Genomic DNA, 14,082 nt, shown 5'->3' with positions numbered 1-14,082 from the left:
GGCGCAAAAAGAAGCCCCGGCAATGCCGGGGCTTTTCGTTGCATCTGTTTCGACCGGTCAGCGGTCCTGCTGCACGGTGCGCACCTGGTGCTGCTCGATGTATTCCTTGGACTGCTCGTCGAGCTTGTCGCCCAGCATGCGGCGCACGGTGACGAAGAACAGCGGGATCAGCAGCACGCCGATGATGGTGGCAAACAGCATGCCACCAATCACGCCGGTGCCCAGCGAGTGGCGGGCATTGGCGCCGGCGCCGGTGGAGATGGCCATCGGCAGCACACCGAGGATGAACGCGAAGGAGGTCATCAGGATCGGGCGGAAGCGCAGGTGCGCCGCTTCGATCGCCGCCTCGCGCAGGGTCTTGCCCAGGGCGCGCTGCTCGACCGCGAATTCCACGATCAGGATCGCGTTCTTGGCGGCCAGACCGATCACCGTCACCATGCCGATCTTGAAATACAGATCGTTCGGCAGGCCGCGCATCAGCGAGAACACCACCGCGCCGAGGATGCCGATCGGCACCACCAGCAGCACCGCCACCGGAATCGACCAGCTTTCATACAGTGCGGCCAGGCACAGGAACACCACCACGATGGACAGCACCATCAGCAGCGTCGCGGCGTTGCCGGCGAGGATTTCCTGGTAGGACATGCCGCTCCAGTCGAAGCCGAAGCCGGCCGGCAACTCGTCATGCACCAGGTTTTCCATCGTGCTCATCGCCTGCCCGGAGCTGCCACCGGGAGCCGGTGCACCGACGATGTTCACCGCCGAATAGCCGTTGTAGCGGTTCAGCGCCGGCGGGGCGTAGATCCACTCGGACTTGACCACGGTGCTGAGCGGAATCATCGCCGGCTGGCCATCGGCATCCTTGGACAGGGTGCTGGGCACGTAGTAGCTGCGCAGTGATTCCGGACCGGTGCGGTAGGCGGCATCAGCCTGCATGTTGACGCGCTTGATGCGACCGCCATAGAAGAAGTCGTTGACGTAGACCGGTGCCAGCATCATCTGGATCGCGGTGTAGACATCATTGACCGACACGCCCATGGCCTGGGCCTTCACGCGGTCCACCGACAGCTGCAGCTGCGGCGAATTCTCCAGCGTGTTGGGGCGCACGCCGACCAGCGACGGATCTTGCGAGGCAGCACCCAGCAGGGTGTTGCGCGCCTCCATCAGCGCATCCTGGCCGGCGCCGGCGCGGTCCTGCAGCCACATGTCGAAGCCGCCGAACTGGCCCAGGCCCTGTACCGTGGGCAGGTTGACGAAGAAGATCTGTGCATCCTTGATGCCGTAGGCCTTCTTGTTCATGGCCTGGATGAACTCCGGCGCGGTGACCTTGCGCTCATCCCAGTCCTTGAGGCGGATGAACGCCATGCCGACGTTCTCGCCCATGCCCAGGAAGCTGAAGCCGGTGACCTGCATCATGCCTTCGAAGGCGTCTTCCTTCTGCAGCGTGCCCAGCAACTGGTCGAACACGCCCATGGTGCGGGTCTTGGTGGCACCCGGCGGCAACTGCACGATGGCCAGCGCATAGCCCTGGTCCTCTTCCGGCAGGAAGCTGCCCGGCAGGCGGGTGAACAGGAAGCCGCACAGCACCACCAGCAGGCCGAACACCATCATCCAGCGCGGTGCGCGTTTGATGACGCCACCGACCATGCCGACATAGCTGTGCTCGACCTTCCCGTAGTACTTGTTGAACGTGCGGTAGACCCAGTTCGGCTTGTCGTTGTGGGTCGGCAGCAGGAACGCCGCGCACAGGGCCGGGGTGAAGGTCAGCGCGAGCAGGGCGGAGAAGCCCATCGAGATGGCGATGGTCAGCGCGAACTGCTTGTAGATCTCGCCCGAGGCACCGGGCTGCATGGCGCTGGGGATGAACACCGCCGCCAGCACCACGGTGATCGCCACCACCGCGCCGGTGATCTGGCCCATCGCCTTCTGCGTGGCGGCCCGTGGCGGCAGGCCTTCCTCGGTCATGATGCGCTCGACGTTCTCGACCACCACGATGGCATCGTCGACCACGATGCCGATCGCCAGCACCATCGCGAACAGGGTCAGCTGGTTGATGGTGAAGCCCAGCATCAGCATGCCCATGAAGGTGCCGAGCAGGGCCACCGGGATCACCAGCGTGGGAATGATCGTCGCGCGGAAGTTCTGCAGGAAGACCAGCATCACCAGGAACACCAGGATGATGGCTTCCACCAGTGTGCCCACCACTTCCTTGATCGAGATCTTGACGAAGGTGGTGCTGTCGAACGGGGTGAACCAGCTCACGCCCGGCGGGAAGCTGGGGGCCAGCTCGTCCATCTTGGCGCGCACCGCGTCGGACACGTTCAGCGCGTTGGCACCGGGCAGCAGCTGGATGGCGAAGGCCGCCACCGGCTTGCCGTTGTACTTGGTGTCAAAGCCGTAGGTGGTTGCTCCGAATGCGACCGTAGCCACGTCCTTGAGCCTGACCACGCTGCCGTCGCTGTTGGCGCGCAGGATGGTGTTCTCGAACTCTTCCGGCGAGCTGTAGCGTCCTTCTGCGGCCACCGTGGCGGTGAACGCATGGCCGTTGGGCGCCGGGTCGCCGCCCACCGAGCCGGCGGCGAACTGCAGGTTCTGGGTGCCGATGGCGTTGTACACATCGGTGGCGGACAGGTGGTAGCCCTGCAGCTTTTCCGGGTTCAGCCAGATGCGCATGGCGTATTCGGAGCCGAACTGCTGGGTGCTGCCGACGCCCGGAACGCGCGAAATCTGCTCCAGCACACGCGCGCCGACGATGTCGTTGAGCGCGTCGCGGTCGATCGCACCGTCATCGGAGCGCACGCCGACGGCCATCAGGAAGCCGGCATTGGCTTTGGCCACGACCACGCCCTGCTTGGTCACCTCCGAGGGCAGGCGCGGCGTGGCCAGCGCCACCTTGTTCTGCACCTGCACCTGGGCGATGTCGGCGTCGGTGCCGCTGTCGAAGGTCAGGGTGATGGTCACCCGGCCGGTGGAGGACGACGAGGAGTTGAAATAGACCAGGTTGTCGATGCCGGTCAGCTGCTGCTCGATGACCTGGGTGACCGATTTCTCGGCGGTGGAGGCGCTGGCGCCGGGGTAGGTGGCCGAAACGGTGATCTGCGGCGGGGCCACGCTAGGATAGGACTCGACACCCAGGTTGAGGATGGAGATCACCCCGCCCAGCGAGATCAGAATGGCCACCACCCAGGCGAATACCGGGTGGTCGATAAAGAATTTAGGCATGGGAGCGGTCCGTTATTCCTTCGTTTCCTTCGCCGGCGCCGGAGCGCCGGTGGCGGGCGCGGCGACGTTCGGCTGCCACGGCGTGGCCTTGGCCGGCGCCCCTTCCTTGACCTTCTGGATACCGGACACGATGACCTGGTCGCCGGCTTCCAGGCCGGAGGAGATCAGCCAGTTGCTGCCCTGCTCGTTGCCCAGCGTCACCGCCTTGCGCACGACGTTGCCGTCCTTGCCCACCACCATCACAAAGCCGCCGCGGGTGTCACGCTGCACCGCCTGCTGCGGGATCAGGAATGCGTTGTTGCGCTCGCCGAGGTTGGCCTTGAAGCTGACGAACGAACCGGGCAGCAGCGCATGCTCAGGATTGGGCAGCTGCGCGCGCAGCGACACCGCGCCGGTGGCCGGATCGACCGTGGTGGCGGAGAAGTCCAGCGCGCCTTCGTGGGCATAGGCCGAGCCATCGGGCAGGTTGACCTGTACCGTGGTCTTGCCATCACCGGCCAATGCCACGGCGCCCTTTTCCTGGGCTGCACGCAGCGCGCCCAGTTCTTCGGCGGTCATCGAGAAATTCACGTACAGCGGGTCGATCTGGTCGACCGTGGTCAGCAAGGTGGCTTCACCCTGGCCGACCAGCGCGCCCTCGGTCACCTGCTGCTTGCCGGCCAGGCCGGAGATCGGCGCGGTGACCCGGGCATAGCCCAGGTTGATGCGGGCGCTGGTGACGGCCGCCTGTGCCTGCTGTACCGCGGCCGCACTGCTGCGCTCGGCAGCCTCGGCATTGTCCAGGTCGGACTGGGAGACAAACTTCTGTGGTGCCAGCGTGCGGGCACGGTCGGCGGTGGTTTTGGCATTGGTATGGGTCGCGCGGGCGGCGCTCAGCGCGGCCTCGGCCGAGGCCAGCGCGGCCTGCAGCGGCGCAGGATCGATCTGGAACAGCGGCTGGCCTTCCTTGACCGTGCTGCCTTCTTCATAGATGCGCTTCTGCAACACCCCCGGAATACGTGCGCGGACATCGGACGAGCGGAACGGTGACAGACGGCCCACCAGCTCGCGCTGCAACGGCAGCGTCTGCGGGGTGGCGTCGATCACACCCACCTCCGGCGGTGGGGGCGCGATCTGTGCCTGTTCTTTCTTGCAGGCCGCCAAAGCGAACGCGGCGGCGAAGGCAAGTGCAAGAATGCGGAGCGGGGAGGTCATGAGGAGTAACTCCGGGAGTTGTTTTTATGGGTAAGCGCGACAGCGTCCCCGTGCGTGGCGAACGCGCGCAGGAAACTGTCGGTGGCGAATTCGGCCCAGCGGCGGCGCTGTGCAGCGTCGTCGCGGTGGGGGACATGGAAACGCTGACGCTCGAAGTCCTGGCCGGCGAGCATGCTAAGTAACAGCTCGGCCATGAACTGCGGGTCGTCATGGTGCAGGCGTCCACGCGCTATCTCGGTTTGCATCCATTCAGCCATGTGATCGCACAGCGTCTCGACGCTGCCGAGGTACATGAACTTCGATTCCTCGCGGAACTCCTGGATGCCTGCGACGATCACCTGGGCCGTCTGGCGTACCTCTGGCTGGTTGCGGTGCTCCAGATAACCCAGCGCGAAACCCAGCAGAATTTCCCGCAGCGGCTTTTCGGAGCTGACGGCAAGGGCGGAGGTAGCGGTGGAGACATGCAGCTGCATGGCCCTGCGCAACAGGTCGCGCTTGCAACCGTAGCGGCTGTAAAGCGTCTGCTTGGAGCAACCGGCACGCGCGGCCACCGCACTCATGCTCAGGCGCATGCCCTGGACGGCGAGCAGTTCGCGCACGGCATCGAACACGCGAAGATCGCGTGCATCGTGGGCGCTGTCGGCGGCAGGGGAGGTCGGCACAGGGGCTGGACTATACCGTCCAGTACAGGATTAATACAGTTATTTTTCCACTTCTGTTTCATGGGCACGGGAGAATTGCCACTGCCGTTGTGCCCTACACCGTCCACCGGTGGTTGCCGGAATCTGTGGTGTTGGCGCAAACCATTGCGGTGCCGCCCTTTGCCAGACATTTCCATGCCGTCCTGCAGCAAGGCGTGGGGCCGGGTGAAGGCTACAATCCGGCTTTCTCCAGCGAGCACCCGCCAGAAGCTCCCTCATGAAATCGCAAAACCGTAGTGCGAAGTCTGCCAACAGGAAATCTGGTTTATCCCCCGCATCCCCATCCTCCTCACCGGCTCCGGCGGCTGTCCTGTCGCTGGAGCCTGTTTTCATGGCGCTGCGCAAGCACGATCACGTCGCGGCACAGGAGCAGGCGCTGGCCTTCGCCGCCGCGTTCTACCAGCGGATGGATGCAGAAGAGTTCAGCCTGCACCCGGCTGACGACTGGGCGCGCCACGCCGCCGGAATGCTTGAGTTCGCCCGGGTGCGTAAACCCGGCAAGGCCATTGTCCGGGCTTTCAATCCGACCTTGAAGGAGTACGGCTGGGATGCGGCGCATACGGTGCTGCAGATCGTCAACGACGACATGCCGTTCCTGGTGGACTCGGTGTCGCTGGCTCTGGCCGGTCAGGGCATCGGTATCCATGTGCTGGGGCATCCACTGATCAGGCTGTCACGCGATGCCGCCGGCAAGCTGCAAAAGGTGGGCGAGGGAACAGTCGAATCGGTGATGCTGCTGGAGATCGAGCGGCAGCCGGCCGCTGCGCTGCCGGCACTTGAGCAACGCATCCATACCGTGCTGGAAGAGGTGCGTGCGGCCGTCAACGACTGGGAGCCGATGCGCAACCGTGCGCTGGCGCTGGCTGATGAACTGGGGACACGACCGTTGCCGGTAGACGATGTTTCGCGCATGGAGGCACAGGAGTTCCTGCGCTGGGCGGCCGACAACCACTTCACGTTCTTGGGTTACCGCGAATACAAGGTCGAAAAGCGCGACGGGGAAGCCGTGCTGGCCGCCTGCGAAGGTAGTGGCCTGGGGTTGATGCACGGCACCGATGGCTCGCCGCCGCGTCCGGTCAAGGGGCTGGCAGCGCAAGGCCTGAGCGACAGCCACCAGCTTGCCGATGTCCTGATCCTGACCAAGACCAATGCCCGCTCGCGGGTCCATCGTGGCGGTTACATGGACTACGTCGGCGTGCTGGAATTCGATGCCAAGGGGCGGATTGTCGGGGAGCAACGCTTCCTCGGCCTGTTCACCTCCAGCGCCTACAGCAGCCGCCCGTGGGAAATTCCGCTGGTGCGGCAGCGCTATCAGAATGTGATGCGGCGTGCCGGGCTGGATGTGTCCAGCCACAGCGGCAAGGCATTGCGGCATATCATCGAGTCACTGCCACGCGAGGAGCTGTTCCAGTCCAGCGAGGACGAACTGTTCCGCACCGCGACCGGCGTGCTGGGATTGCAGGAGCGTGCGCGCAGTCGCATGTTCCTGCGCCGTGACCGCTTCAGCAGTTTCATCTCCGCGCTGGTTTTCCTGCCGCGTGAGCGTTTCAATACGGATGTGCGTCTGCGTGTGGAAGCCATGCTGCGTGATGCGTTGCAGGGGGAGCACGTGGATTCCAGTGTGGTGTTGGGTGACTCGCCGCTGGCGCAGCTTCACCTGATTGTCCGGCCCAGGGCCGGTGGGAATCTTGAGCCGGATACCGGCGATTTGGAGAAACGTTTGGCTAACGTATTGCGCAACTGGCAGGACGATCTGCGTGAGGCATTGATCGCCAGCCACGGGGAAAATGAAGGATTGCGGATCGCCTCGCGGATCGGCAAGGCACTGCCGGCCGGCTATATCGAAGACTCCAGCGCCCAGATCGCCGCTGCCGATGTGGCGCAGCTGGACGCGTTGACCGGACCGGACGATCTGCGCCTGAGCCTGCAGACGCTGCAGCGCGATGGCGTGGAAGGCCTGCGGCTGAAGCTGTATCGCCAGCTCAAGGACCTTCCGCTGTCCGACGTGCTGCCGATGATGGAGAACATGGGGCTGCGGGTGATGGCCGAACGGCCGTACCGGCTGATGGTCGACAACGCGCCGGTCTATGTGCAGGATTTCGAGGTCGAGTCGGCCATCGGTCCGATCGATCCGGCCCGTGCCAATGCCGCCTTCAGCGAAGCGTTTGCGCGTGTGTGGCATGGCGATGCCGAGAACGACGGCTTCAACCGGCTGGTGCTGGGTGCGGCGCTGGACTGGCGCCAGGTGTCGATGCTGCGTGCCTATTGCAAGTACCTGCTGCAGATCGGCGTGCCGTTTTCGCAGGCTTATGTCGAAGGCACCTTCAACCGCTATCCGTTGCTGGCGCGGCTGATCGTCGAGCTGTTCGAAGCCCGCTTCGATCCGGCCCCGGCGACCGGCAAGGTGGCGCTGGATGCGCAGCTGGCGCAGTTCAAGGTGCTGGCCGGCGATGATGCGGGCACGCTCAAGCTGCTCGATGACGTCGTCAAGGCGCGCAAGGGCAAGCGTGATGCACGCATGGCGCTGGTGCGCGAGGTGCTGGTCAAGCTGCTCGACGGTGTCTCCAGCCTGGATGAGGACCGCATCCTGCGCAGCTTCATCGGCGTGATCGAAGCCACGCTGCGCACCAGCTATTACCTGCCGCGCAAGGACGGCGTGCGTGCCGATGGCGGCCCGGCCGACTACATCAGTTTCAAGCTGGATGCGGCCAGGGTGCCGGACGCGCCGAAGCCGCGCCCGTACCGCGAAATCTGGGTGTGTGGCCCGCGGGTGGAAGGCACCCACCTGCGCTTTGGCGCGGTGGCCCGTGGTGGCCTGCGCTGGTCGGACCGCCGCGAGGATTTCCGTACCGAGGTGCTGGGCTTGGTCAAGGCACAGATGGTGAAGAACACGGTGATCGTGCCGGTCGGCTCCAAGGGTGGTTTCTTCGCCAAGCAGTTGCCGGACCCGTCCGTGGATCGCGATGCCTGGTTCGCCGAGGGTGTGGCCTGCTACAAGCGCTTCATCAACGGACTGCTCGATATCACCGACAACATTGTCGACAACGCCATCGTGCCGCCGCAGGGCGTGGTCCGGCATGACCTGGACGATCCCTATCTGGTGGTGGCGGCCGACAAGGGCACCGCCAGCTTCTCCGACATCGCCAACGGCATCGCTGCCGCGCATGGTTTCTGGCTGGATGATGCCTTCGCGTCCGGTGGCTCGGTCGGCTACAGCCACAAGGGCATGGGCATCACCGCCCGCGGTGCATGGGAGTCGGTCAAGCGCCACTTCCGTGCGCTGGGCCGGGATTGCCAGCGGCAGGACTTCACCGTGGTCGGCATCGGCGACATGTCCGGTGACGTGTTCGGCAACGGCATGCTGCTGTCCGAGCACACCCGCCTGGTGTGTGCGTTCGACCATCGCCACATTTTCCTCGACCCCGGCCCGGTTGCGGCGACCTCGTTCAAGGAACGCGCGCGCCTGTTCGCCGTGCCGCGTTCGAGCTGGGCCGATTACAACAGCAAGCTGATCAGCAAGGGCGGCGGCATCTATCCGCGCTCGCTGAAATCGATCGAGATCACCCCGCAGGTGCGTGAAGTGCTGGGCATCGATGCCGGCATCAAGGCAATGACCCCGACCGAGCTGATCAGCGCCGCGCTGAAGGCACCGGTCGACCTGCTGTGGAATGGCGGCATCGGCACCTACATCAAGGCCGCCAATGAAACCCATGCCGAAGTCGGAGACCGCGCCAACAGCGGCCTGCGCGTCAACGGCGGCGAGCTGCGCTGCCGAATCGTGGGCGAGGGCGGCAATCTCGGCATGACCCAGCTCGGCCGCATCGAGGCCGCGCAGGCCGGTGTACTGCTCAACACCGACTTCATCGACAACTCGGCCGGTGTCGACACCTCCGACCATGAAGTCAATATCAAGATCCTGCTCAACGACGTGGTGCGTGCCAAGAAGCTCACCGTCGCCCAGCGCAACAAGCTGCTGGCGTCGATGACCGACGAGGTCGCCGAGCTAGTGCTGATGGACAACTACCGCCAGAACCAGGCCATCAGCCTGATGGAGCGGATGAGCGCAAAGCGGCTCGGTTCCAAGCAGCACTTCATCCGCACGCTGGAACAGCAGGGGCTGCTTGATCGCCAGATCGAGTACCTGCCGTCCGATGCGGAACTGTCGGCACGCAAGCTGCGTGGCCTGGGCCTGACCCGGCCGGAACTGGCGGTGATCCTGTCCTATTCCAAGATCGTCGCGTTCCAGCAGCTGCTGGATTCGGATATCCCCGAAGACCCGTACCTGTCCAAGGAGCTGCTGCGCTACTTCCCGCAGCCGCTGCAGAAGAAATACGCCGGCGCGATGGAGACGCATCGCCTGAAGCGCGAGATCATCGCCACAGCGGTGACCAACCAGACCATCAACCGCATGGGCGCCACCTTCCTGATGCGTATGCAGGAGGACACCGGCCGCACCGTGGCCGAGGTCGCCAAGGCCTACACCATCAGCCGCGAGACGCTGGATGCACGGGCACTGTGGGAGCAGATCGATGCGCTCGACGGGACCTTGCCCGAGGCTGTGCAGGTGGACGCGCTGGAAGTGATCTGGAAACTGCAGCGTTCGTTCGTGCGCTGGCTGCTGGGCCGGCCGGGGGCGATGCCGGGCATCACCGCCGCGGTCGATCGCTACCAGGGGCCGTTCAACGACATCCGTGTTGCTTCGGGTGTGCTGCCCGACTCGCAGCGACCCGCGTACGAGGCGAGCGTCGTGGCGTGGAAGGAAAAGGGATTGCCGGCGGCATTGGCCAAGCAGTTGTCCGAGCTGCAGTTCCTGGAGCCGGCATTCGACATCATCGAGCTGGCCCGTACCCGCAAGCTCAAGCCGGTGGACGTGTCCAAGGTCCACTTCCGCCTGGGTGAGGCGCTGCAGATGCCGTGGCTGTTCGAGCAGATCGACGCGCTGGAGGTCAACGGCCGCTGGCATGCGGTGGCTCGCGGCGTGCTGCGTGATGAGCTGGCCACGCACCAGCGCGTGCTGACCGGGCAGGTGCTGTCGATGAAGAGCAGTGGCGCCGAGGCCAAGGTCGCCTCGTGGATCAGGCGCGATGACAGCAGCCTGCGCTTCACCTTGGCGATGCTGGCCGAACTGGCCGAGCAGAAGACGCTGGATTATCCGACCGTGTCGGTCGCGGTGCAGCGGCTGGGCCAGCTGGCCGCGCACGGAGCGTAAGCCGGCCGATGTGAGGACGGGCCCCGTCGGGGCCCGTTCCTTTCCGGAGCGGCCCGCGCCGGGACAGAGAGTTGCGTTTGACAGCGACGCTGCCGCATTGACGGTTGCAGGTTATGCTCGACAGCCGAGTCCGTAACGATGAATGGCTGTGTCCCCCCGTATCGCTTTTCTTGCCAGCTCAATCGATGCCGCCCAAGAGGCCCGTCAGGCACTGGCCGCACGCTATGGCGGCGTTGATCCGGAAGATGCCGATGTGCTGTGCCCGCTGGGTGGCGATGGCTTCATGCTGCAGACGCTGCACCGCCACGGCAGCATGGGCAAGCCGGTGTTCGGCATGAAGCTGGGTACCGTCGGCTTCCTGATGAACCACTATCGCGCCGAGGACCTGTTGCAGCGCTTGGCACACGCCGAGCCGGCGCATCTGCGCCCGCTGGAGATGGTCGCGCAGACCGAGTCGGGTACCACCACCGGCTCGCTGGCCTACAACGACGTGTCGCTGTTGCGGCAGACGCGGCAGGCGGCCCATATCGGCATCGACCTCAATGGCCAGGAACGGGTGGCCGAACTGATCTGCGATGGCGTGCTGGTCTCCACACCGGCCGGCAGCACCGCCTACAACTATTCGGCGCACGGGCCGATCCTGCCGCTGGGCTCCAACACCATCGCCCTGACGCCGCTGGCGCCGTATCGTCCACGGCGCTGGCGTGGTGCGATCCTCAAGGCGGATACCGAAGTGCGCTTCCGCGTGCTGGATCCCTACAAACGGCCGGTCAGCGTCACGGCCGATTCGCACGAGACCCGTGACGTGGTGGAAGTCACCATCCGCGAATCGCGCGAGCGCCAGGTGACGCTGCTGTTCGATCCGGAACACAATCTGGAAGAGCGCATCCTCAGCGAGCAGTTCATCTTCTGATGAACACCGCCATGGAGCGGGTGACAGGCCACGCCGGCAACGGCACAGGAAAGGACCGGAAACATGGGTGACAACACGCCACGGCTGCTGACGGTCGCGGTGACTTCGCGCGCACTGTTCGATCTGGAGGAAGGCCACGCATTGTTCGAGCGCGAAGGACTGGAGGCCTACGCGGCGTACCAGCGCCTGCATGAGGACGATGTGCTCACGCCCGGCGTCGCCTTTCCGGTCGTGCGCAAACTGCTGGGCCTGAACAGCCATGCACCTGGCGAAGTGCCGCGGGTGGAAGTGATCCTGCTGTCGCGCAACTCGGCCGATACCGGCCTGCGCATCTTCAATTCGATCCAGCACCACGGGCTGGATATCGTACGTGCGACCTTTACCGCCGGTGAGCCGACCTGGCCCTATGCCAAGCCGTTCGGTACCGATCTGTTCCTGTCGGCCAACCCTGATTCGGTGCGACGGGCGCTGCTGCATGGCATCGCTGCGGCGACGATTCTGCCGCACAGCATGGCCGAGGTGTCAGCGGCATCGGCGGTGGCCACCGACACCGGGCGGCCCTCATCGCAACTGCGTATCGCATTCGACGGTGATGCGGTGATCTTCGGCGATGAGAGCGAACGCATTTCCCGCGAACAGGGGGTGGAAGCATTCGGCCGGCACGAGCAGGAGCGGGCACATGAGCCTCTCAGTGGTGGACCGTTCCGCAACTTCCTTTCCGCACTGCATGACCTGCAGGCGGCGTTTCCGGCGGGCGAGGCGGCGCCGATCCGCACCGCGCTGGTCACCGCACGGTCGGCGCCGGCGCATGAACGGGTGATCCGCACGTTGCGCGAATGGGGCGTGCGGCTGGACGAGGCGCTGTTTCTCGGCGGACGGCACAAGGGGCCGTTCCTCGAGGCGTTCGGTGCCGACATCTTTTTCGATGACTCGCAGCACAACATCGACAGCGCACGCCTGCACGTCGCCGCCGGCCATGTGCCGCACGGGGTCGCCAATCCGGATTGACTTTTGAACAGGCAGCTTCCGCGGCCAGCGCGGTGCCGGGATTACCGGCAAACATGGCCGCTGTGCTAGGATGCCCCCGCTTTCGCGAGTTTTTCCCATATTCCTTGCGGTGTTGCACCGTCATTCTGGTCCGAACGAACGCGGCGGACCCTTCTCGCGAAGTACCCACCCGGATGATGAAGGGGCGGGGCTTGTCCCCGACGGGCGGCTTTTTGTCTGCCATTCCTTTCCGCTGCTGCCGCCTTGATGTGGCCGGCCGGGTGTTTCGCGCGTTGTGCGGGACTGGGCCGCAGTCCTCCCGCACGACGCATAACGCGCCCTTGCGCAGTGTCGTCACGTGCTTCACGTGCCGGCAGCTACACAGGAGATACAACTCGAATGACCATGCGTATTGCCATTCTTGGCGCCGGCCCCAGCGGTCTGGCACAGCTTCGTGCGTTTGAATCCGCCCGCCGTGGCGGCGCTGAAGTCCCGGAAATCGTCTGTTTCGAGAAGCAGTCCGATCTCGGTGGAATGTGGAACTACACATGGCGTACCGGGCTGGATGCCTATGGTGAACCTGTACACGGCAGCATGTACCGCTACCTCTGGTCGAACGGCCCCAAGGAAGCGCTGGAATTTGCCGACTACAGTTTCGAAGAGCATTTTGGTCGCCCCGTCGCCTCCTATCCCCCGCGTGCAGTGCTGCGCGACTACATCATGGGCCGCATCGAAAAGAGCGGCGTGCGTGACCAGATCCGCTTCAACACCGCCGTACAGTGGGTGGAATATTCCGAAGAAACCGGGCGCTTCAGCGTCACCGTGCGCGACCTGAAGAAGGATGAGCTGCAGACCGAGGAATTCGACCGGGTGATCGTTGCCACCGGCCATTTCTCCACACCGAACGCGCCGTTCTTCGAAGGGCTTGAGCAGTTCCCCGGCCGCGTGCTGCATGCGCATGATTTCCGCGATGCCTGCGAGTTCGCCGACAAGGACCTGCTGCTGGTCGGCAGCAGCTATTCGGCCGAGGACATTGGCACGCAATGCTACAAGTACGGCGCCAAGTCGGTGACCTTCAGCTATCGCAGCGCACCGATGAGCTATGACTGGCCGGCCGCATTCGACGAGAAGCCGCTGCTGCTGCGCTTGGAAGGCAATACCGCGCACTTCGCCGATGGCAGTTCCAAGGACGTGGATGCCATCGTGCTGTGCACCGGCTACCAGCACCACTTTCCGTTCCTGTGCGATGAACTGACCCTGCGCACGCGCAACCGCCTGTATCCGGGTGACATCTACAAGGGCGTGTTCTGGATCGACAATCCGAAGCTGATGTACCTGGGCATGCAGGACCAGTACTACACCTTCAACATGTTCGATGCGCAGGCTTGGTATGCGCGCGACGTGATCCTCGGGCGCATCACGTTGCCGGATGCCGAAGCGATGCGTGCAGACAGCCAAGCCTGGGTGCAGCGGGAGGAGGCGACGCGCTCCGACAGCGAGGACATCGACTTCCAGGCCGCATATGTGCGCGACCTGCTCAACGCCACCGACTACCCGGAGTTCAAGGTCGAAGCGGTTGCCGAGCTGTTCAAACAGTGGAAGGTGGACAAGGTCGCCGACATCCTGGGTTACCGCAACAAGAGCTATCGCTCGGTGCTGACCGGCACGCTGGCGCCGCCGCACCACACGCCATGGATGCAGGCGATGGATGACTCGCTGGAAGCCTTCCTGGCAGACGAGGTGGTGGAAGACCAGCCGATGCGTCGCACCGCCTGAGCGGGCGCTGGCAGGTGGCGGATGGATTCCGCTGCCTGGGCCACGCAACGCATGGATGCCATAACGGCGTCCGACCAGAC

General features: G+C 64.6%; 6 protein-coding genes and 1 pseudogene. 4 read left to right on the top strand and 3 right to left on the bottom strand.

The window, feature by feature from the left end; genetic code table 11:
* Nucleotides 1-57: 57 nt before the first annotated feature.
* From ACSBPQ_RS08180 to ACSBPQ_RS08170, 3 genes and pseudogenes are all read right to left on the bottom strand, one after another.
* Nucleotides 58-3,222, bottom strand: coding sequence for a multidrug efflux RND transporter permease subunit (locus ACSBPQ_RS08180; RefSeq protein WP_442681703.1), 3,165 nt, complete (start codon nt 3,220-3,222; stop codon nt 58-60).
* Nucleotides 3,223-3,252: 30 nt separating this feature from the next.
* Nucleotides 3,253-4,416: pseudogene (locus ACSBPQ_RS08175) on the bottom strand (efflux RND transporter periplasmic adaptor subunit); the annotation flags it as partial.
* Nucleotides 4,413-5,078, bottom strand: coding sequence for a TetR/AcrR family transcriptional regulator (locus ACSBPQ_RS08170; RefSeq protein WP_442681702.1), 666 nt, complete (start codon nt 5,076-5,078; stop codon nt 4,413-4,415). The gene ACSBPQ_RS08170 and the pseudogene ACSBPQ_RS08175, both read right to left, overlap by 4 nt.
* A 256-nt stretch (nt 5,079-5,334) precedes the next feature.
* Here ACSBPQ_RS08170 and ACSBPQ_RS08165 point away from each other — a divergent pair, with 256 nt between their 5' ends.
* The 4 genes from ACSBPQ_RS08165 (at nt 5,335) to ACSBPQ_RS08150 (ending at nt 14,002) form a co-directional block, all read left to right on the top strand.
* Entirely contained in the window at nt 5,335-10,326 is a 4,992-nt protein-coding gene (locus ACSBPQ_RS08165) for an NAD-glutamate dehydrogenase (RefSeq protein ID WP_442681701.1), read from the top strand.
* 142 nt (nt 10,327-10,468) lie between these two features.
* Nucleotides 10,469-11,239: an NAD kinase gene (locus tag ACSBPQ_RS08160; protein WP_442681700.1), complete on the top strand. Its 771-nt coding sequence runs from the start codon at nt 10,469-10,471 to the stop codon at nt 11,237-11,239.
* Between the two features lie 63 nt (nt 11,240-11,302).
* The gene (locus ACSBPQ_RS08155) at nt 11,303-12,247 is read left to right on the top strand and encodes a 5'-nucleotidase (protein WP_442681699.1); all 945 of its coding nucleotides are present in this window, start codon (nt 11,303-11,305) and stop codon (nt 12,245-12,247) included.
* A gap of 378 nt (nt 12,248-12,625) precedes the next feature.
* On the top strand, nt 12,626-14,002 hold the full coding sequence (locus ACSBPQ_RS08150) for an NAD(P)-binding domain-containing protein (RefSeq protein ID WP_442681698.1): 1,377 nt from the start codon (nt 12,626-12,628) through the stop codon (nt 14,000-14,002).
* Nucleotides 14,003-14,082 lie beyond the last annotated feature (80 nt).

This window comes from Stenotrophomonas sp. JC08 (assembly GCF_052180205.1).
GTDB lineage: Bacteria > Pseudomonadota > Gammaproteobacteria > Xanthomonadales > Xanthomonadaceae > Stenotrophomonas.
Note: the sequence above shows the minus strand (reverse complement) of the source record. Positions and strands in the feature narration are given on the sequence as shown.

Excerpts from the sequence above, each read along its gene's own strand:
- ACSBPQ_RS08180 (WP_442681703.1), bottom strand. The coding sequence starts at position 3,222 with ATGCCTAAATTCTTTATCGACCACCCGGTATTCGCCTGGGTGGTGGCC.
- ACSBPQ_RS08165 (WP_442681701.1), top strand. The coding sequence starts at position 5,335 with ATGAAATCGCAAAACCGTAGTGCGAAGTCTGCCAACAGGAAATCTGGT.
- ACSBPQ_RS08160 (WP_442681700.1), top strand. The coding sequence starts at position 10,469 with ATGGCTGTGTCCCCCCGTATCGCTTTTCTTGCCAGCTCAATCGATGCC.
- ACSBPQ_RS08155 (WP_442681699.1), top strand. The coding sequence starts at position 11,303 with ATGGGTGACAACACGCCACGGCTGCTGACGGTCGCGGTGACTTCGCGC.
- ACSBPQ_RS08150 (WP_442681698.1), top strand. The coding sequence starts at position 12,626 with ATGACCATGCGTATTGCCATTCTTGGCGCCGGCCCCAGCGGTCTGGCA.